Raw genomic sequence first — 20,155 nt, 5'->3', positions numbered from 1 at the left:
AATGGTGGTTCCCGAGAACCGGAGCGGAGCGTACTTGAAGTACGCGAGCACCGGAAGCGCAGGGAACCTCCATGCGCAGGCCGGCCTCACCCGAATATCGATAGGCCCTAAAAAAGAGGCTCCCGACCGAGGGAAGCGGCGGGAGCCAAGAACGAGCGCGGGAGGAAGCGCTCGGGAGGTTCAGAAAACGTTGGGTGTCGTGGTCAGCGGCGCTGCGTTGGCGATCATGCGGACGGAACGCGCCTTGTGCACGCCGGACTGGGCGGCGATGACGCGCAGGCACTCCGCGCTCTCGGCGCCCCAGGCCTGACCCTGGCAGGCAAAATCGATTTCCGGCTCCGGCAGCCGGGCGGTCTTGATGGTGGTCGGCGCGCCCTGGACAACATTGGCCGGCGGGTTGAGCGAAGCAAAAGCCGGACCGGAAGCCGGTGTCAGGAACATGACGGCCAGAGCGCAGGCGCCCAGCATGGAGAACATCGCAACCGGATGGTCGCTGGCGCGCTGACGCAGTGCCAGTTTGGCGCGTCGTTCGTTGCTGGTGATCTCGACTTTCGTATGCATTGCTGCTCCCCTTCGTTTTCTTATGAAACGAACCTAAGCGCGCCTGGTAACGGGCGAATGATGCGCTTGGCTTGCCCGCGTAACAGGTTTGAAACAAGAAATTCGGGCATATCCGGACAGATCCGGTCATGTGCCGACGGCAAGATGCGTTTGCGAAGCTGTTTCATGCGGGCAATCAAATGTTGACGACAGGCGGGCCGCGAACGCACCAAGCCCGCTTCCTGTCGGCCGCACTATGAACAAGCTCACACTGCGGATCGAATTTGCGGATGCCAGGTATTTTCGTCTCGGAGCGGGCCGTGTTTGCAAGCTCGGCACGGCCAAATCCGCATGCCGGACAGCTATTTCACGCCCCCGGTTAACGCCCGGATATTCCGGGATTTTCTGGCTTTCAGCTGGTCCTGTTGTGCCGACTTGAAAAGTTGTGATTTCTACAAGCCATTGCATTTCAATGTAAAATATGGTTTTATTGAATGAGTATTCAATAAAAGAAGAGCTTTTTTATGAACCCGCATCTCCGTGACGTGGCGATCCCCAATGATTGGGACCGGCGGGGTCTGCCGGGCTGGAGTTATCACTCCGACGCGCTTCTCGAACTTGAGAAGGAATACGTCTTCCGCAACCATTGGCAGATCGCCGGCCATGTCTGCGACGTGCCGAATGCCGGCGACTATCTGACTATGGACGTGGTCGGCGAGCGGGCGCTCATCGTGCGCGGCAAGGACGGCGTCGTGCGCGCCTTCAACAACATGTGCCGGCATCGCGGCAGCCGCGTCGTCGCCGACAGCCAGGGCACCTGCAAGAACGCGCTGGTCTGCCCGTTCCATGGCTGGGTCTACAATCTCGACGGCACGCTGCGCGGCGCCGCCCGGCCGCGCTCCTTCCCCGAGCTCGACAAGACCGAATTCGGCCTGATGCCGCTCGACCTTGAGATATGGATGGGCTTCATCTTTGTCCGCTTTCGCAAGGGCGGCCCGCAGCCTTCGGTGGCCGAACTGTTGAAGCCGATCGAGGCCGAGATGGCACACTACAACGTGGCCGAGATGGTGCCGTCCTGGGGCATCTGGACACAGAAAACGCCGGTCAACTGGAAGTCGGTGCGCGACGTCGACAATGAAGGCTACCACGTCGCCATGGCGCATCCGGCGCTGCAGGATCTCTACGGCTCGACCTATTTCGACGAGCCGTTCATCAACGGCGTGTCGCGCTCGTTTGCCACCTACAATCCGCATGCCGGCCGGCGCTGGAGCGTGCGCGAATACATCAAGCTCACGCCCGATGCCTCACACCTGCCGGAGCATCTGCGCAGGGCCTGGATCTATTACGGCATCTTCCCCAACAACGCGCTGTCGATCATGCCGGAATCGGTGCAGTTCTATCAGGAGTTCCCGCTGTCGACCGGCGAGACGCTGCTGCGCGGCGCCATCTACCGCTACCCCGACGAGACCCGGGAACAGGCGGCCGCCCGCTATCTCGCCTACCGCATCGACCGCGATACCATGAACGAGGACGTGCAGCTTTCCGTCTGGTCAAACGAGTCCATGATCTCGGAGGCCTTCGAGGGTTTTTATCTCTCCGACCTCGAATACGGTGTGCGCACCCACCACGACCATCTGCGCAAGCAGATCCCGGTGCTGGGCCTGGAGACGGCGCCGGAGGAGAAGGACATGTGGAACCTCAATGAGGCTATGCGCTCGCAGGTGTAGGGGCGGAACTGCCAGTCACCCCTGCCACACGCCCTCTTTGCGCAGATCATCCATGGTCCGCGAAATGCCTTCGCGCAGGATCGCCACCATGTCGTCGATCTGCTCTCGCGTGATGATCAGCGGCGGCGACATCACGCACATGTTGATCAGCGGCCGGACCAGGAGGCCGAGTTCGTGGCAATGCGCGTCGATGCGCTTGCCGACATCCTTGTCGAGCTGCAGCGGATCCTTGCTTTCGCGGTCGGCTACGCACTCGACGCAGCCCATCAGGCCCATGCCGCGGACTTCGCCAACCAGCGGCAGTTCCTCCAGCGTCTTCAACTGCGCCTGGAAATAGGGCGCGACATCGCGCGTGTGGGCCAGCACGCTGTCTTCCAGGATATCGAGGTTCTTCAGCGCCACCGCGCAGCCGATGGGATGACTGGTATAGGTCAGGCCATGGCCGAACATCGCATCGGGATGGTTGGAACGGCGCATTTCCTGAAGCAGCCGCTCCGAGATGATGACGCCGCCAAGCGGGAAATAGCCTGATGTAACGCCCTTGGCGAAGGTGATCATGTCGGGGTCGATGCCGAAGCCATCGCCGGAGGCAAAGACATGGCCGAGCCGCCCGAAGCCGGTCACCACCTCATCGGAGATATAGAGGATATCGTTGTCCCTGCAGATTTCGCGAATGCGCTTGAGATAGCCATCCGGCGGCACGACGACGCCGCCGGATGCCTGCACCGGTTCGCCGACGAAAGCACCGATCTTCTCTGCGCCGACGCGGGCGACCGTATCGCGAAACTGATCGACCAGGAAATCGCAGAAGGCGGCGATGTCAATGCCTTTCGGCCGCCGGAACGGGTCTGGCGAGGACAGTTTGACGACCAGATCGTCGGCGCCGTCCATCCAGTCGCGGTCGCGCGGCCGGCCGTTGAGCGAGGCCGACAGATAGGTCGAGCCGTGATAGGCGCCGCCGCGGCTGAGGATCAGCTTCTTTTCCGGCCGCCCGCGCACATTGTTGTAGAACTGCATGAAGCGCAGCGCCGTCTCGACAGCCGACGATCCGCCGGTGGTGAAGAAGGTATGGCTGAGATCGCCCGGCGCATGATCGGCGAGGCGCTTGGCGAGCTCGGCCGACGGCGCATTCATCGTATACCAGGGCGTGTTGTAGGACAGCATCATCGCCTGGTCGTACATCACCCTGGCCAGCTCCTCGCGGCGGTGGCCGACATTGATGCACCACATGCCGGCCGGCCCGTCGATCAGTCGCTTGCCTGTTACATCGGTGATGTAGATGCCATCGCCCTCGCCAATCAGCGCACGCGCTTCATTGCCGACCGAGCCGGCATAAGGCCAGGGCTGGATGAGATGGCGCTTGGCCAGCTCGACCGCATCGCCACCGTCAGCCATTTCCATCGCTCTTAGGTCTCTTGCAGCCGCCATCATTGCCTCGCATCGTCTGAGCGTAATTTCACCGGACAGAAAGCGAAGCGCCAAGGGCAGGAAAGCCGGCATTCTTCACTTCATTTTGAATGTCCGTTCAATCAATATTACAGAAATAGCGCTTGATTTCAATGCACGGATGCGCTCATGATGAAAGAAAGCCGGCAAGCTTGGAGCGCAACCAGCAAAGCGCGCTCCGCAAAAATTGGGAACAGGCAGCCGGCCCGGTCAATGGGAGCATCATGGCGGAACAGTTCGAGCCAGCAACCGAGATCACGCCCGGGTCGCTGCAATGACGGTAGCTGCCGAAGGGGTGCCCACGCGACGCATGACGCGAGCAAGGCGAAACGCCCTTCTGCAGTCCGAATCCGTCCAGGGCCTTGCCCTGATCAGCCCGACCTTGGTCTACGCTTTGATCCTGCTGCTGGTGCCGATCCTGGTGGTCTTCGCCCACTCCTTCTGGACGCAGAACTACCTCGCCATCGACCATACATTCACGCTGGAGAATTATCGCATCGCGCTGACCGAGCCGATCTACCGCGATCTGCTCTGGCGCTCGCTCTACATTTCGCTGACGGTGAGCTTTTTCACCGTCATCCTCGCCTATCCGATCGCCTATTTCATCTCGTTCCATGGCGGTCGCCACAAGAGCCTGTGGCTGTTCCTGATTACCATCCCGTTCTGGACCAGCTATCTCTTGCGCGTGATGTCATGGAAAGTCATCCTCGGCTATAATGGCGTGCTGAATTCCGGCCTGATGGGCCTCGGCATCATCGACGAACCATCGACCGCGCTACTCTACAATTCCAGCGCCGTCATCATCACGCTCACACACGCCTGGGCGGCCTTCGCCATCCTGCCGATCTTCGTTTCGCTCGAGAAGGTCGACCGCACCTTGGTCGAGGCTGCCACCGATCTTGGCGACGGCCCGCTGCGCTCCTTCCTGCGCGTGACGCTGCCGCTGTCGGCGCCGGGCGTCATCTCGGCCGCTCTCATCGTCATGATCCCCACCGTCGGCGACTACGTCACCCCAAGGCTGGTCGGCGGCAAGGATGGCGTGATGATCGCCAATGCCATCGAGTCGCAGTTTCACAAGGCCTCCAACTGGCCACTCGGCGCGGCACTGTCCGTGACCACCATGCTGGTCGTGACGCTGATGGCGGGCGCCACCGTGCTCATCATCCGCGCGCTGCAGAGGCTGGCGCGATGACGGCGAGGCGGCGCCTTTTCCCCGGCGGCTGGCTGTCCGCCTACGCCCTCCTCTACGTCGTCTTTCTCTATCTGCCGGTGATCTTCCTGCCGATCTTCTCGATCAACACCGCGCCGACGCCAAAATTTCCTCTCACCGGCTATACGCTGAAATGGTACCAAGACCTGCCGAAGACGCCGGCGCTGCTTGACGCCGCCTGGAACAGCCTGATCGTCGGTATCTCGGCATCGGTGCTGTCGACGCTGCTCGGCATCCTCGCCGCCCGCTCGATCACCCGCTACCGCTATCCCGGCCGCCGCACAATCAATGGCCTGATCATGGCGCCGCTGGTGCTGCCGGAAATCATCCTCGCCATCTCCATGCTGCTGGTCATGCTGCAGTTAGGCCTGAGCCTGTCGCTGTTCACCGTCGTGCTCGGCCATGTCCTGATCTGCATTCCCTATTCGATGACGGTGCTGACCGCCGGTTTCGAGGGCTTCGACCGCAGCCTCGAAGAAGCCTCCGCCGATCTCGGCGAGAGTGCCTTCGGCACCTTCCGGCGGGTGACGCTGCCGATGGTGGCGCCGGCGATCATTTCCAGCCTCCTGGTCTGCTTCACCATCTCGCTCGACGAGTTCGTCATCGCTTTCTTCCTGACCGGCACCGAGACGACGCTGCCGATCTATATCTGGGGCCAGCTGCGCTTTGCCGCCAAGCTGCCGGGTGTGTTGGCGCTGGGCACGCTGCTGCTGGTTGCCTCTTTCGTTTTGATGACCGTTGCCGAGATCCTGCGCCGCCATGCGGCCAGACGCACCCAGAGCGAGGGAGGCCTCTATGCCTGAGCAGTCCCGGGCCGAACGGCCTCAGGATGAGCCATCCAAGCAAGATAAGTCCGAGCGGGCCCAATCTGATCGACCCCAAACCGACCGAGCAATGATCGAAATCCGCAGCGTTACCCGCAGCTATGGGGCGTTCAAGGCGCTCGACGACGCCTCGCTGACCATCAAGGAGGGCGAGTTCTTTTCGCTGCTCGGCCCTTCCGGCTGCGGCAAGACCACGCTGCTGCGCATGATTGCCGGTTTCGACAACCCGACCAGCGGTTCGATCTCGGTCGGCGGCCAGTCGATGGAAGGCATCCCGGCCAACCGCCGGCCGACCAACATGGTGTTCCAGAGCTATGCCATCTTCCCGCATCTCAATGTCGAGCAGAATGTCGCCTATGGGCTGAAACGGCTCAGGCTCGGCGGAACGGAAGAAAAGCGCCGCGTCGAGGAAGCGCTGGCGCAGGTGTCGCTCACCGGCCTCGGCAAACGCCTCGCCACCGAGCTTTCCGGCGGCCAGCGCCAGCGCGTGGCGCTCGCCCGCGCCTTGGTGATGCGGCCCAAGGTGCTGCTGCTCGACGAGCCGCTGTCGGCTCTCGACAAGAAATTGCGCGAGCAGATGCAGGTCGAACTGCGCCGCCTGCAGCAGGCGGTCGGCATCACCTTCGTGCTGGTCACCCATGACCAGTATGAGGCGCTCGCTATGTCCGACCGCATCGCCGTAATGTTCGGCGGCAAGATCGCCCAGGTCGCCTCGCCCAAGGAAATCTACCAGCGGCCGGTCAACCGCCAGGTCGCCGATTTCCTCGGCGGCATGAATTTCGTAAAAGCGCAGATCGTCGAGGAGAGCAGCGCCTCGCTGGTCGTCGACACGCTGGGCTTCGGCCGGGTCAGGACCGACAAGCCGAAGGCCTTCGTGCGCAATGGCGGCGGCGCCACTCTGGGCATCAGGCCGGAGCGATTGCGCGTGCTGTGGGACAATGCGACGGCGAAATTCGAAGTGGCCGGCAAGGTGGTCGAACGCCACTATTTTGGCGAGATCACCCACCTGATCGTCGAGATACCCGGATTGGAAAAGCCACTGTCGGTCACCGAGACCAACGACTTCGGCGCCGACGATATCCCCGTCGGCACTTCGATCCGCCTCGGCTACGATCCCGAGGCCCTGGTGGCGATGGCGGACTGAGCATGATCCCGAAAAGTGGGAACCGGTTTTCGGAATAAGATCATGCTCCACTAACTAAGAATTTTAAGTTCCGTCGCGATCTGTTTGGCTGCGATCCGCCCCATCACGATGGCGCCTTCGACATAGCCCGGGAATGACGGCGACAGTTCCGACGAGGCGAAATGAACCGGGGCAGCGCCGGCACGGATCGTGCGCTCGGCATCCCGTGCCGTCACATCGACAATAAGGTCGCTGTAGGCGCCGCCGCTCCAGCGGTCATCGATCCAGTCGCGCTGGCTGAAATCGATAATGTCGGCCGCCTCCGGGCCAAGGGCATCAACGAGCCTTGCCGTGACCTCCCCACGCAGCGCCGCGTCCGCGAGCGGACGCCAACGCAACGCCAGTGGTCCGCCGACGAAGACGACCAGCGCGGCATGTTGCGCGTCCTTGCTGGCGTCACAGGCGAACAGGCCCGGCAGGTCGCGCCACATCACCATGCCGCACAGGTCGCGCTCGCGCCAGAACGGCGTGGGATAGCGCACCAGGATCTTGATCACCGCGCCGCTTTCCCAGACGCCGAGCGCCTTTGCGAGAGCCGGCGGCAGAGCGGGCGCGAAATCCAGCTTCGCGGCCGTCGCCGGCGGCAGCGCGACCAGCACTTTTCGCGCTTCGATGGAGCTGCTCGCCGAGACGGCACGAACCCGTTGCGGCCCGTGCTCGATGCGCGTAACCGGTTCGTTCAGCCAAACCCTGTCGCCGAGATCTCCCGCCATGTCCTCGGCCAGCGACTGCATGGTTTCAAGCAGTGAATATTGCAGCTCGGGCACCTCGTTGGTGATGCGGCGGTCATTGTCGATGAGGTACCACAGCGGCACCTTGTCCATCGCCAGGCACCACAGGCCTTCGATCATCGAGCGGAAAGCCGTCTTGGCGTCAGTGGGATCAGGCTGGCGTTCGAGCCAGGCGGCAGCGCTCATGCCGGCGATCGAGGGATCGTCCGGCTCGATCGCATTCATCCGCTCGCGGATTGCCATCGCGCCATGATAGGTCCGTTCGGCCTGTTCGACCGACAGCGATGGATGGGTGATGAAATCGCCATTCACATAGGTTTCGACGAAGGCCTTGCCACGGGACGCCGCCAGCGCCGTGACCTCCGGCATGTCTTCGCAGAAAAACTGTCCGCCGCTGTCGATGCGCTCGCCAAGCCCGTTGCGAATAGCCTCGACCCTGCCGCCGATGCGGTCGCGTGCTTCGAGCAGCACGACATCGATGCCGGCCTTTCTCAGCTCAAGCGCAGCCGACAGGCCGGTGAAACCGGCGCCGACGATGACGACATCGGTTCTTTCAGTCCTGTCGCTCAATAGCCGGCCTTGATCTTCTCGAATTCCGTGACCATGCGCTGCTTGAGCTCAGGCGGCACCGGCTGCTGGAACAGCGTCTTGTCCAAGAACTTGTCGAGATTGTCGAAGCCACGGTCGCTCAGCACCTGATGGTCGATCGCGGCCATCCCGGCGCTGTTGCCGTGGCCGTAGCCGAAGGTCTTGACCAAGTAATCGGACACGGCATGCGCGTTGACCGCACTGAGGAAATCATAGGCCTGATCGAGCTTGCCCGGCGCATCCTTCATCAGCACATAGCCGCACACCCAGGTGGATATGCCTTCCCTGGTGTCGCGGTTCATGGCGATCGGCATGCCTTGGCCCTTGAGCGTCACGAAGGTCTCATTCCAGCCCCAGACGAGGTCGACCTCATTGCCGGTAAAGGCCTGGTTGAGGTCGGTGTCGTCGGTCCAGTAAAAGCGGATGTTCTTGTGGACGTCACGCAGGAAGGCGGACGCCTCCTGGAACTGCGCGTCGGTCATCTTGGTCCAGTCCTTGAGGCCGATGACCAGGCTGGCCAGCGCATAGGCGTCATCGACATTGTCGCCGATGGTGACGCGGCCCTTGAATTTGGGATCGGCGAAAATCTTCAGCGACTGCGCTTCCTCCGCCGTGACCTTGTCGGTGCGGTAGAGCAGCGAAGTGTTGCCCCAGTCGAACGGCATGAACCAGGCCTTGCCGTCGGCGGTGACGGCGAGATCCTTCATCGCCATGATGCCGGGATTGAGATCCTTCCAGCCGGCGATCCGGGAGGTGTCGAGCGGTTGCAGAATGCCGGCCGCGCGCCACTTGGTCACGCTTTGTGAGCAGGGGTGGGCGATGTCGGCCTTGAAGCCGGCGCGCATCTTCTGGAACGCTTCCTCCTCGTCGCCGAAGAAAGCAAAGGTCGGCTCGGCGCCGTATTTGGCGGTGTAGTCGGGGTGCAGCAACGGATCTTCATAGCCTGACCAGTCGAACACGACGAGGTCGCCGCCGCCTTCGGCATAAGCAAGCACGGCGCCGGCGCCGACTGTAAGAGCAGCGGCAAGGGCGAGGCGGCGAAGCATGGAATTCATGGCGCGAAACTCCTCATCGCGAAAAGCGGCCGGGCGACGTTACGGAATTTCAGCGGCCTTGGCGAGACCGTCTGCCCGGCGCACCGACAGGCAGACGGAGGAGGCCGGACAGAGCTTTAGTAGCCTGCCTTGATCTTCTCGAATTCGGCGATCATCTTGAGCTTGAGCGACGACGGCACGGGCGATTGGAACAGTGTCTTGTCGACGAATTTCTGCACGTCGTCATAGCCCTTTTCTTTCAGGATCGCCGGGTCGACGCCGGCCATGCCCTTGGCGTTGGCCTGGCCATAACCCCAGTCCTTGACCAGCACCTTGGCGGTCTCGGGATCGTTGATTGCGTTGAGGTAGTCATAGGCCTTGTCGACATTGCCGGGTGCGTCCTTGAACAGCACGTAGCCGCAGACCCAGGTCGAGATGCCTTCGTCCGTATCCTTCTTGGACTTGATCGGCACACCGGCAGCGACGGACTGTACCGTGGCATCGTTCCATGCCCAGGCGAGATCGACCTCGCCGCCGCTCAGCAGCTGGACGACGTCCGTGGTGTCGGTCCAGTAGGAGCGCACATTCTTGTGCACTTGGCGCAGGAAATCGGACGCCTGCTTGAACTGGTCGTCCGTCATCTTGGTCCAGTCCTTGAGCCCGATGGCAAGGCTGGCCAGCGCATAGGCGTCGTCGACATTGTCGCCGATCGAGACCCGCCCCTTGAACTTGGGATCGGCGAAGGCCTTCAGCGACTGCACATCCTTCGCGTCGATCTTGTCGGAGTTGTAGGTGAGCTGGGTGTTGCCCCAGTCCCACGGCATGAACCAGGCCTTGCCGTCCGACGTGGTGGCCAGATCCTTCATCGCCATGATACCGGGATTGAGATCCTTCCAGCCGGTGATCTTCGAGGTGTCGAGCGGCTGCAGCAGCCCCGCCTCGCGTCACTTTGTCACGCTCTGCGAGCAGGGATGACCAAGATCGGCCTTGAAGCCGGAGCGCACTTTCTCGAAGGCTTCGTCCTCGTCGCCGAAGAAGGCGAAGGTCGGCGAGTCGCCGTTCTTCTCGACATATCTGGGGTGGAAGCTCGGGTCCTCATAGCCGGACCAGTCGAACACGATCAGGTCCTTGTCGGCGGCGACCGCAAGCGCGGCGGCCGAAGCCGCCAGCGTCGCCGTCAGCGCCAATGTCAGTGTCAGGCGTCGGGTTGTTCTTTTCATGCTGTTCCATCCTCTTTGTTTCTGATTGTTCGCTCCGGCTTGGATCCGCCGGTTGTTGTCAACGTCCGCTGTCCGGCGGATAGTGTTTCGGAAAGGCGGCTGACAGGAATTCGTTTGCCGCCTGCAGCGCGCTCTCACGGGTGACGTCCTCGGTGCCCATCATCAGCCGCAGCCACAAGCCCTCCAGCATGGCGCTGAGCGCGAGCGCCATGACCTGCGGCTCATAGGCATAACCACCGCCCTGCTTGAGCGTGGCACAGAGGTCGATGAAGATCTTCTGGTAGGCCGCGTCGCGCGCGCCGCACAGCGCCTGGTAGGTCGGCCGCGACTTGGCCTCGCCCCAGAACGCGCACCACGCCGCGAGCTTGCGCTTGTTGCAGATCGAACGGTCGAAATCGGCGGCGACCAGCGCCCGCAGCTGCCGGGCTGGATCCTCGCCGGCCTTGGTCAGCGCGACGCGCCAATGCGCCGCATATTCGTCGGCCATATAGGCCAGCGTGGCGACGAGCAGCTTCTCCTTGCTCTCGAAATGGAAGTTGACGATGCCGCGCGACAGGCCGGCGCCGTCAGCGACATCGGCCATCGTCGTTTCCGAATAACCGCGCTTGGCCAGCGAATCGATGGTCGCTTCGATCAGCTGCTGTTGCCTGACCTCCTTCGACGCCTTGCGGCCGCGTTTTTCCGGTTCGGTTTTTCCAGACGTGTCGGAAGATCGCTCTTCGCGCGCTGCAGCTTTCATCGGTGCCGTCATGCTCCACATTGTCGGCTATCCCACCACAGCCGGCTTCCACCCGCGAAGATGAGTGGGACGGTGCTCGCCACTGTCAAGCACCTTCTGCATGGCCTCCCAGGTTCGTATGTTCTTGTCGAGATAGGCCGCTCCGACTGCGGCTGCCGCCGTCTCGTAGAGCGGGCCTTTCAGCCTTTCCAACTCGCCCCGCGCGACCTTGCGATACCAAGAATTGCGGTCTCTGACGGCGACATCGGCAAAGCCGGCGCTGCGCATCGCTTGCGCATAGCGTGCCGGCGAGGCCATGGCGAAGGACAGGCCTTCGGCCGCGACATAGGCCTTCATCTCAGATGACGGCTCGCCGTCATGGCCGATCAGCCAGTCGGAGGCGGCAAGGACGCCGCCCGGTTTCAGCACGCGGAGGATTTCGGCAAACAGCGCGTCCTTGTCGGGCACGTGCACCAGCGCATCCTTGGAGAAGACGACATCGAACGAAGCGTCGGCAAAAGGCAGCGGCCCCGGCGGCGCCTGGACGAAGCTGGCGCGGTCTGAAAGCCCTCGTACAGCGGCACGCTTTCTGGCTGCCTCGATCACCGGCCGCTCAATATCGAAGCAGGTGGCATGAGCGGCACCGTCGCGCTCCACCAGATGCAGCGCGATGCCGCCGGAGCCGCAGCCGATGTCGAGGATCGTCTTGCCCCTGAGCGACAGCCCTTCGACCACCCGGTCGACCTCGTCGGGTCCGCCCGGCGACAGATAACCCTCGCCCCACAGCGCCTCGAGGAAGCGGATCGCGGCAGCGTCATATTCCGGCTCGCCATCTGCCGTTTCGATCATCAGACCTTAAGTCCCATCAGCCGAATTGCGCAGGTTCGAATGCCGGCAAAGCGTAGCGTATTAACAGGAAAACGCAATATCATTTGTTGAACATTCATTCAGAATGGCTGGACAGAATAGCCGCTGCCGTGCCAAATTCCGCGCATTCGGCGACAAATCACGCGAAAATGAAGGGTCGAGCACCATGAAGGCTGGGCGCGAATGAAAGCTTGGGATGCGATCGTCATCGGCGGCGGACACAACGGCCTGGTCAACGCCAGCTATCTGCAACGCGCCGGGCTCGACGTGCTGGTGGTGGAAAAGAACGACTGGGTCGGCGGCGCCGCTACCAGCCGCGAGCTAACGCCGGGCTTCCTCTACTCCAACTGCTCCTATGTCTGCTCGCTGTTTCGCCCCGAAATCATGCGCGACCTCGAACTGCCGCGCTTCGGCTTGCAGGTGATTTCCTATGAGGGCGGCGCCGTGTTCACGCGCGATGGCGACTACCTCGCCAACTACCGTGACCACGATGCGCACCGGCGCGAATTTGCCCGCTTCTCCAGGCGCGACGCCGAGGCCTATGACCGTTATTCGCGCGACGTGACGCGGCAGTGCCGCTTCATCCAGCCGCTGCTGATGCGCACCGCACCGGACCCGACCAGTCTCAAGCCGCGTGACCTCGGAGAGCTTCTCTATCTCGGCAAGAAATTCGCCGGCCTGTCATCAGAAGAAATGGCGCTGACGCTGCGCTTCTGGACCATGTCGATCTCGGAATTCCTCGACGAATATTTTGAGACCGATGTCATCAAGGCGAACTTCGCTTTGTCCGGCATCATCGGTACCGCGCTCGGGCCGATGTCGCCCGGCACAGCCTACGTGCTGCTGCACCATTATATGGGTGAGGTCGACGGCTCGGTCGGCGCCTGGGGCTATGCGCGCGGCGGCATGGGCGCCGTCGCCAAGGCGCTCGCCGGTTCCTTCAAGGCGTCCGGCGGCACCATCCGTACCGGCGCCGAGGTCGACCATGTGCTGGTGAGCCGAGGCAAGGCCAAGGGCGTGGTGCTGGCTGGCGGCGAGGAGATTTACGGCAAGCTCGTCGTCTCCAACGCCGACGTCAAACGCACATTCCTGAAACTGGTCGAGGAGAAGGAACTGCCCGACATTTTCCTGCGGCGGGTCAGGAACTTCAAGATCCGCGGCTCCTCCGGCAAGGTCAACATCGCGATGGATTCTCTGCCGGAATTCCCGGCACTGCCGAAGGATTCACCCGTTTATCGCGGCGACATGCATTTCACCGATTCCATGGAGCGCATGGAGCGCGCCTATGACGACTGGAAGGCCGGTCGCTGGTCGGCCGACCCATTCCTCGACATGGTCATCCCAACGACGCTCGACCCGACCATGGCGCCGCCGGGCAAGCATTTTATGAGCTGCTTCGTGCAGTACGCGCCGCCCAAGGTGAATGGCCAGGACTGGACCGATGCCGACCGCGACGGTTTCGCTGAAAGCGTGGTTGCGCAGATCGCGGAATACTCGCCAGGCTTCCGCGACCGCATCGTCCATATGGAGGTGCGCACGCCACGCGAGATCGAGGCCGAGGTTGGGCTGACCGAAGGCAATATTTTCCAGGGCGAGCTGACCTTCGACCAGCTGCTGTTCAACCGGCCGGTGCCGGGCTACGCACAATACCGCTCGCCGGTCGGCGGGCTCTATATGTGCGGCTCCTCGACACATCCCGGCGGCGGCGTCATGGGCGCACCCGGCCGCAATGCGGCAGCCGAGATCCTGCGCGACCTCGCCAAATCGACCTCCCATATGAGCCCGGCCCATGACGTCATTTGATGCCATTATCATTGGCGGTGGCCACAACGGCCTTGTCGCTGCCGCCACGCTGGCCAAGGCCGGCCGCAAGGTGCTGGTGCTGGAAGCCGCTGGCGATGTCGGCGGCGCCGCGCGCACCGAAGAGTTTGCGCCGGGTTTTCGCGTCTCGTCGATCGCCCATGTGCTGAACCACCTGCATCCCGACGTGGTGAAGACACTGGAGTTGGAGAAATACGGGCTGCAGGTCACCCGCGCAGACTTCATGCCGTCGGTTGCCTTGTCGAAGGACGGCCCAGCGCTTGTCCTGCATGGCGCCTATGGCGAGGTGCTGACCGGCTCTAATCCATCCGAGCAGGCGGCCTGGGAGGAATTGCGCGCGCAACTTCTGCGCTATGCCGGCATCCTGAAACCGTTCCTGTCGCGGCGCCCGCCCGATCTCGGTGGCATGTCGCTGCGTGAAACCGCAGCGCTCGGCCAGACGGCCGTGGCGCTGAAAAAGCTCGGCAAGGAAGACATGCGCGATTTCCTGCGGGTGCTCCTGATGAACGTCGCCGACCTGCTCGATGAGCAGCTTGCCGATATCAGGCTGAAGGGCCTGCTTGCCTTCGACGCCACGCTTGGTAGCCACCTCGGCCCGCGTTCGCCGACCTCCCTGCTCGGCCTCTACTATCGGCTGGCCGGCGAGACCGGCGGCAAAACCGGCGCGCAGACGCTGCCGAAAGGTGGCATGGGTGCAGTCGTCGCCGCGATCCGCGCGGCGGCGGACAAAGCCGGCGTCACCGTCCGCACGGCAGCGCCCGCGGCCAGGATAGTCGTCGAGAAAGGCCGCGCCCTCGGCGTGACCCTCGACGGCGGCGAGGTGCTGCACGCCAGAACGATCGTCTCCGCCATCAACCCGGCGACCACAATGCTCGATCTCGTCGGCCCGCGCGAGATCGACACGGGTTTCATGCGCAAGGTAAAGAACATCCGCATGAGGGGCGACGCGGCGAAGCTCCATCTGGCGCTCGATCGGCCACCGCAATTTTCCGGCGTCGACGCCGATAATCACAAGGGCCGTCTGGTCATCGCGCCCTCGCCCGACCATGTCGAGCGCGCCTTCAACCCGTCAAAATATGGCGAGTTCTCAGCCGAACCGGTGATGGAGATCACACTGCCCTCGCTCTCCGACCCGTCGCTCGCGCCAAGTGGCGCCTGCGTGCTATCGGCGATCGTGCAATACGCGCCTTATGCGCTGAAAGAGGGTTGGGATGCCGGCAAGCCGAAATTCCTCAAGGCTGTTATGGCGCAGCTCGAAGCGTATGCCCCCGGTATTGGCAAGTCCGTGCTGCATGCCGAGCTTTTGACGCCAGCCGATATCGAAGCCAACTACCGCATGCCGGGCGGCCACTGGCACCACGGCGAATTGCAGGCCGACCAGATGCTGATGTCGCGGCCCGTCTCCGGCTGGTCGGGCTACGACACGCCGATCGAGGGGCTGTTCCTGGCCGGCGCCGGTTCGCATCCAGGCGGCGGCGTTTCGGGTGCTCCCGGTTTTAATGCGGCGCGGCGCATCATAGCGATGAAGGGATGATCGGATGTTTCAGCCAGTCAACGCCGCACTCTACGGCGAAGGAATGCCGTCATGACGAGTCCGATCAACAACGCCGCCCACGCCACAGCGCAGTCGCATTTCCGCACACTGCGTCTCGCCACGCCGTTCCAGCCGCGCATCGATGCGCTGGCCAGAACCCAGGACTGGTACAATTGGGCCGGCTATCGCGCGCCGCATTCGCTGTGGGACGAGGAACTCGAATATTTCGCCATCCGCAGCCAGGCGGCTTTGTTCGACATCTCGCCGATGACCAAATACCGCATCGAGGGGCCGGTTGCCGAAGCCTTCCTCGATCGCGTCACGCTGCGCGATGTCACCAAGCTGAAACCGGGCCGCGTCCACTACACCGCATGGTGCGACGACGAAGGTTTTGTCCTCGATGACGGCACGCTGTTCCGGCTGTCGCCGACCCGCTTCCGCCTGTGTTCGCAGGAGCGGCACCTGCCCTGGCTGCTGGACAGCGCGACCGGCTTCGAGGTGACCGTCGAGGAAGAGACTGAAAGCGTCGCTGGTCTCGCTCTGCAAGGCCCAACCTCCTTCGCCGTGCTGCACGAGGCGGGTTTCGCCGGCGTTGAAAAACTCAAAGTGTTCGATCTCGCCGAACTCCCGCACGATGGCGGCACTATCACCATCTCGCGCACCGGCTTCACCGGCGATCTCGGCTACGAACTGTTCGTGCCGGCCGAAAAAGCGCTCAGCCTCTGGGACCGCCTGATGACGGCAGGCGAACTGCGCGGCATCCGCGCCATCGGCTACGCCGCCCTCAACCGCGCCCGGCTGGAAGCCGGCCTGATCGTCGCCAATGCCGACTTCACCACCGCAGACCATGCCATTCGCGCCGACCGTCTGCGCATGCCGGACGAGATCGGTCTCGGCTTTATGGTCGACCTGGGAAAAGGCCATTTCAACGGCCGCCGCGCCATCCTCGAAGCCCGTGCCAAACGCAGGCTGCGCCACATGCTGGTCGGGCTGGAGATCGAAGGCAACATCCCGGCCGAGCACGCCATCGTCTACCACAAGAAGCATCAGGAGGTCGGGCTGGTCAGCGCCGCCATCTGGTCGCCGATGGCCAAGCGCAATATCGCCATAGCCTCGCTGACGCGTCCCTATGGTGATACGATGGTGGAAGACCTCTGGGTCGAGATCTACGCCATGCGCGAGTTGCAGTACCAGAAGCTGATGAAGCGGGCCAAGGTGGTGGCCCGTCCTTTCATCAAGCTCGACCGCCGCACCGCCAATCCGCCGGCGGATTTCTGATCATGGCCGACGAACCGGATGATGATACGGAAGCCGCCGAACAGTGGCAGCTGGTCAACACGCCGCTCGGCGAAAAATGGTCGGGTCGTACCCGCTATGCCGCCGCCATGTACTTCTACAAGCGCGGCGAAATGAGCGCCGAGACGCTCGAAGTCTACCGCATCTGCGCGCGGTTGGACTGGGAGAACCCGCTGCCGATGATCAGGGATCGCGGCGGCCAGGATTGGCTGAAGCGCATGGGCGCTTAAGCCTCAGCCTATGGTTCTTTCGAGAACGTTCAGCCAGTTGCGATAGGCGATCTTCTCGATCAATGCGCGTCCGAATCCGCGCGCGGCCAGCGCATCTATCAGCTTCGGCAGACCGGCAACGTCGCCGATGACCGCCGGGATCATGGCGCCGTCGAAATCGGAGCCGAGACCGACGCCGTCCTCGCCCAGCGCCTGCAGCAGCGAGTCGACATGGCGCACCATGATGTCGAGGCTGGTGTCCGAGTTCATCCGTCCGTCTTCGCGCAGGAAGCCGGTGGCGAAGTTGAGCCCGACCATGCCGCCGGTCTCGCGGATAGCGCCGAGCTGCCAGTCCGTCAGGTTGCGCGAATGGGTGCACAGCGCATGCACGTTCGAATGGGTGGCGACCAGCGGCGCATCGCTGAGTGCGGCGACATCGCGAAAGCCCTTTTCGTTGAGATGCGACAGGTCGACCATGATCTTGAGCTGATTGCAGGCCTTGATCAGCGCCTTGCCGGCATCGGTCAGCCCCGGTCCGGTATCGGGCGACGACGGAAAGCGGAACGGGACGCCGTGGCCGAAGGCGTTGGGGCGGCTCCAGACAATGCCGAGCGAGCGCAGGCCGGCTTCGTAGAGCACGTCGAGCAAGGTAAGTTCGGGATCGATCGCCTCGACGCCTTCAATATGAAACACCGCCGCGATCGAACCTTTCGCCATCGCCTCGCGAATGTCACCGGCACTGCGGCAGACGGTCAGCGCCCCCGCTCGCTCCAGCCGAAACAGGATCGAGGCCATGCCGATGGTGGAATTGAGCGCATCAGCGCGCGGCAGTTCCGGCGGCAACGGCTCATTGTCGCTCGGCGCCGGCGGCACCGCAGAGCGTTTGCTCTTCTCGACCGGCGGTGGAAAGATCGCGAACATGCCGCCGGCAAAGCCGCCCTTCTTGGCGCGCGGCAGATCTATATGACCGCCCTGCGTCCCCTCGATGAACAGCTTTTCGACGTCGGTGTCTTTCGACTGGTACAGTCGCAGCAGCGTGTCGTTGTGGCCGTCGAAGACGGGGACGAGATCGGATTCGGTCATCAGGAAGCCATTCGGTCAGTTGGCAGGAGCGGACGAACCGCAGCGAACTGTGTACTTAGGCAAGAAGGCCGAACTGCGCAAATGCCAGAGAGGCGTTCGCTCTTGTGGCTGAGCGACTCCGACCACCTGCCGGTCCCCGCTGCTTCGCAGCGTCCCGGCGTTCGCCGGCCTTTCATCATGCCACCGGCACGATGAATTCGCCTGCGGCTAACCGGCTGCTCACCCCACAAGGGGAGAAGGGAAAAAGGTCTATTGCTTCAGCACATCCGCCCATTCCGGATGGCGGTGGAACTGGGCGTTGGCGAAGGGGCAGAGCGGGATGATCTTCTTGCCCACTTGTCGCGCGTCCTCGACGGCGCGTGTGACAAGCCGAAGGCCGGCGCCCTGGCCGCGAAACACGTCCGGCACTTCGGTGTGATCGATGATGATCTGGTGCTCGCCGACCTTGGTGAAGGTCATTTCCGCCTCGGCGCCACCGGGCCCGCGCAGGACATAACGTCCCTTCGAGCCGCGGTCCTCGAGTTCGATCTCAGGCAATTCGTCAGGCATCGCTTGCTCCTTCAACCGGCGCATCGGCAAAAAGCCGCCTCGCCGCTTCGATCTCGTTTGGTCGAATTTCGTGGCCGCCATCGTGCCACTCCACTGTGACATCGGCGCCATCGGCGCGCAAATAGGCCTCCAGCCGGGATGTCAGGTTGGGCGGGCAGATTGGGTCGCGCTTGCCGGCGGTGACCAGGATGCGGCGTCCGGCAAGGCTGCCCTGCACCTGCGGTTCGAACGGGATCAGCGGGTGCATCAGCACCGCCGCATCGAACAGCTCGGGCGCGGCGAACATTACGGACGCCAGGATGTTGGCGCCGTTGGAATAGCCGAGACCCAAGACCGAAGATGGCCTTGCCGCTATCACCTGCGCCTTGATGAAACCGGCCATCTTGGCGGTCGCCCGCGCGAGGTCGTCCATATCGTAGACGCCCTCGCCGGTGCGGCGGAAGAAACGCGCCGCACCATGCTCGGAAACATCGCCGCGCGGCGATACGATCGTCGCCTGTGGCGCGAGGTCGCGCCCGAGCGACAGCAGCTGGCTCTCGTCCGCGCCGGTGCCGTGAAAGACGAAGAGCAGCGGGCCGCCGGGCGAACCCGGCAGCGCCTTATGGATGTAAGCTTCCTTGCTCATCGTCTCAGCCTTCCAGCTTCTGCAGATGCTCTTCAAGATAGGGCCGCAGATGCTGGTGCTGCGTCGGCAGTTTCAGGGCTTCGCCGAGATGGGCGGTGTCCTCGTCGCGGTCGAAGCCCGGCTCATTGGTAGCGACTTCGAACAGCACGCCGCCCGGCGCTCGGAAGTAGATCGCCCAGAAATAGTCGCGGTCGATCACCGGCGTTACGCCATAACCCGTATCGATCAGCGCCTTGCGCACTTCGAGTTGCTGGGCGCGGTTCTCCACCGCGAAGGCGACATGGTGGACCGAGCCGGCGCCGAGATTGGCAAAGCCCGCGGTAGGCAGCGATTCGATATCTACAACATCAGCGCCGTTGCCGTTCTTGATGGCGAGCCGGCTGACACTGCCGGACTTGTCCACTTGCTCATAGCCCATGAACTTCAACAGCTCTTCCGTGGCGCCACCATCCTTCAATCTGAGCGAGACCGAGTGGAAGCCGCGTATCGCCTCATCAGCGGGAATGCCGCCTTTCAACCATGGCGCGCGGCTGTCCGCCTTGTCTTCGACCAGCGCGAAACCGTCGCCGTCGGGACCGGCGAAGGCCAGCCGCTTCTCGCCGAACGTCTCTTCGCGGGAGACACCCGCAACGCCTTCATCGGCGAAGCGCTTTTCCCAATAGCCGAGCGTGCCGGCCGGCACCGAATAGGCCGTGGTACCGACTTCCCCGACGCCATGGCGGCCCTTGGCAATGTCCGGGAACGGAAAATAGGTCATCACCGAGCCGGGCGTACCGTGCTCGTCACCATAATAGAGGTGATAGACATCTGGCGCGTCGAAGTTGACGGTCTTCTTGACCCGGCGCAGGCCGAGCTTGTGCGTGAAGAAATTATTGTTCTGGCGCGCATCGCCGGCCATCGACGTCACGTGATGCAGGCCCTTGATCTGGTCGAGCATTGTCTTGCTCCTC

18 protein-coding genes and 1 pseudogene are annotated in these 20,155 nt (G+C 63.0%); 8 read left to right on the top strand and 11 right to left on the bottom strand.

Going from position 1 to position 20,155, the window contains the following annotated elements; all coding sequences use genetic code 11:
- Positions 1 to 180: 180 nt before the first annotated feature.
- Entirely contained in the window at positions 181 to 561 is a 381-nt protein-coding gene (locus tag NKJ78_RS19855) for a hypothetical protein (RefSeq protein ID WP_023670066.1), read from the bottom strand.
- Positions 562 to 1,064: 503 nt separating this feature from the next.
- Between NKJ78_RS19855 and NKJ78_RS19850 the strand changes: the two genes are divergently transcribed.
- A complete protein-coding gene (locus tag NKJ78_RS19850) occupies positions 1,065 to 2,267 on the top strand; it encodes an aromatic ring-hydroxylating oxygenase subunit alpha (protein WP_023696407.1) in 1,203 nt (400 codons plus the stop codon).
- A 15-nt stretch (positions 2,268 to 2,282) separates the two neighbouring features.
- Here the strand turns inward: NKJ78_RS19850 and NKJ78_RS19845 are convergent, their stop codons facing one another.
- The gene (locus NKJ78_RS19845) at positions 2,283 to 3,695 is read right to left on the bottom strand and encodes an aminotransferase (protein ID WP_023670068.1); all 1,413 of its coding nucleotides are present in this window, start codon (positions 3,693 to 3,695) and stop codon (positions 2,283 to 2,285) included.
- A 292-nt stretch (positions 3,696 to 3,987) separates the two neighbouring features.
- On the opposite strand from NKJ78_RS19845, the gene NKJ78_RS19840 reads away from it, so the two are divergent.
- The 3 genes from NKJ78_RS19840 (at position 3,988) to NKJ78_RS19830 (ending at position 6,891) form a co-directional block, all read left to right on the top strand.
- Positions 3,988 to 4,905: an ABC transporter permease gene (locus NKJ78_RS19840; protein WP_023737418.1), complete on the top strand. Its 918-nt coding sequence runs from the start codon at positions 3,988 to 3,990 to the stop codon at positions 4,903 to 4,905.
- On the top strand, positions 4,902 to 5,726 hold the full coding sequence (locus tag NKJ78_RS19835; protein WP_023690125.1) for an ABC transporter permease: 825 nt from the start codon (positions 4,902 to 4,904) through the stop codon (positions 5,724 to 5,726). The genes NKJ78_RS19840 and NKJ78_RS19835 overlap by 4 nt, the downstream gene beginning before the upstream one ends.
- Positions 5,727 to 5,817: 91 nt before the next feature.
- On the top strand, positions 5,818 to 6,891 hold the full coding sequence (locus NKJ78_RS19830) for an ABC transporter ATP-binding protein (protein ID WP_023696411.1): 1,074 nt from the start codon (positions 5,818 to 5,820) through the stop codon (positions 6,889 to 6,891).
- A gap of 50 nt (positions 6,892 to 6,941) precedes the next feature.
- Here NKJ78_RS19830 and NKJ78_RS19825 read toward each other — a convergent pair whose 3' ends face one another.
- The 5 genes and pseudogenes from NKJ78_RS19825 to NKJ78_RS19805 form a co-directional block, all read right to left on the bottom strand.
- Positions 6,942 to 8,231, bottom strand: a complete 1,290-nt coding sequence (locus NKJ78_RS19825; RefSeq protein WP_023737417.1) for a flavin monoamine oxidase family protein — start codon at positions 8,229 to 8,231, stop codon at positions 6,942 to 6,944.
- Complete coding sequence (locus NKJ78_RS19820) at positions 8,228 to 9,304, bottom strand: extracellular solute-binding protein (RefSeq protein ID WP_023670074.1); 1,077 nt, start codon at positions 9,302 to 9,304, stop codon at positions 8,228 to 8,230. Before NKJ78_RS19820 ends, NKJ78_RS19825 begins: the two co-directional genes overlap by 4 nt.
- A gap of 116 nt (positions 9,305 to 9,420) precedes the next feature.
- Positions 9,421 to 10,503: pseudogene (locus NKJ78_RS19815) on the bottom strand (ABC transporter substrate-binding protein).
- A 58-nt stretch (positions 10,504 to 10,561) separates the two neighbouring features.
- Positions 10,562 to 11,242: a transcriptional regulator BetI gene (betI, locus tag NKJ78_RS19810; RefSeq protein WP_023670076.1), complete on the bottom strand. Its 681-nt coding sequence runs from the start codon at positions 11,240 to 11,242 to the stop codon at positions 10,562 to 10,564.
- A gap of 27 nt (positions 11,243 to 11,269) precedes the next feature.
- Positions 11,270 to 12,070 (bottom strand): class I SAM-dependent methyltransferase, encoded by an 801-nt coding sequence (locus NKJ78_RS19805; protein WP_023737415.1) that lies wholly within the window; start codon positions 12,068 to 12,070, stop codon positions 11,270 to 11,272.
- Positions 12,071 to 12,271: 201 nt separating this feature from the next.
- Between NKJ78_RS19805 and NKJ78_RS19800 the strand changes: the two genes are divergently transcribed.
- From NKJ78_RS19800 to NKJ78_RS19785, 4 genes are read left to right on the top strand one after another with little or no spacing between them, the layout of a single operon-like run.
- Entirely contained in the window at positions 12,272 to 13,891 is a 1,620-nt protein-coding gene (locus NKJ78_RS19800; protein WP_023737414.1) for a phytoene desaturase family protein, read from the top strand.
- Positions 13,878 to 15,443 carry a phytoene desaturase family protein gene (locus NKJ78_RS19795; protein ID WP_023737413.1) on the top strand — a complete coding sequence of 522 codons (1,566 nt, stop codon included), beginning with the start codon at positions 13,878 to 13,880 and terminating at the stop codon, positions 15,441 to 15,443. The genes NKJ78_RS19800 and NKJ78_RS19795 overlap by 14 nt, the downstream gene beginning before the upstream one ends.
- 51 nt (positions 15,444 to 15,494) lie before the next feature.
- Positions 15,495 to 16,721, top strand: coding sequence for an aminomethyl transferase family protein (locus NKJ78_RS19790; RefSeq protein ID WP_023737412.1), 1,227 nt, complete (start codon positions 15,495 to 15,497; stop codon positions 16,719 to 16,721).
- Between the two features lie 2 nt (positions 16,722 to 16,723).
- Positions 16,724 to 16,969 (top strand): hypothetical protein, encoded by a 246-nt coding sequence (locus tag NKJ78_RS19785; RefSeq protein ID WP_023708591.1) that lies wholly within the window; start codon positions 16,724 to 16,726, stop codon positions 16,967 to 16,969.
- A gap of 3 nt (positions 16,970 to 16,972) precedes the next feature.
- On the opposite strand, the gene NKJ78_RS19780 is transcribed toward NKJ78_RS19785, so the two are convergent.
- The 4 genes from NKJ78_RS19780 to NKJ78_RS19765 all read right to left on the bottom strand — a co-directional run bounded on the left by NKJ78_RS19780 (position 16,973) and on the right by NKJ78_RS19765 (position 20,142).
- A complete protein-coding gene (locus NKJ78_RS19780; protein WP_023737411.1) occupies positions 16,973 to 18,031 on the bottom strand; it encodes a dipeptidase in 1,059 nt (352 codons plus the stop codon).
- Positions 18,032 to 18,280: 249 nt separating this feature from the next.
- Positions 18,281 to 18,580, bottom strand: coding sequence for a GNAT family N-acetyltransferase (locus tag NKJ78_RS19775; RefSeq protein ID WP_023737410.1), 300 nt, complete (start codon positions 18,578 to 18,580; stop codon positions 18,281 to 18,283).
- Positions 18,573 to 19,205, bottom strand: coding sequence for an alpha/beta hydrolase (locus NKJ78_RS19770; protein ID WP_023734636.1), 633 nt, complete (start codon positions 19,203 to 19,205; stop codon positions 18,573 to 18,575). Before NKJ78_RS19770 ends, NKJ78_RS19775 begins: the two co-directional genes overlap by 8 nt.
- A gap of 4 nt (positions 19,206 to 19,209) precedes the next feature.
- Positions 19,210 to 20,142 (bottom strand): VOC family protein, encoded by a 933-nt coding sequence (locus NKJ78_RS19765; protein WP_023737409.1) that lies wholly within the window; start codon positions 20,140 to 20,142, stop codon positions 19,210 to 19,212.
- Between the last annotated feature and the right edge of the window lie 13 nt (positions 20,143 to 20,155).

It is taken from the genome of Mesorhizobium sp. M0037, from assembly GCF_040323635.1.
Lineage (GTDB): Bacteria > Pseudomonadota > Alphaproteobacteria > Rhizobiales > Rhizobiaceae > Mesorhizobium.
The sequence above is the reverse complement of the archived record's forward strand: the minus strand, read 5'-3'. Positions and strand labels throughout refer to the sequence as shown.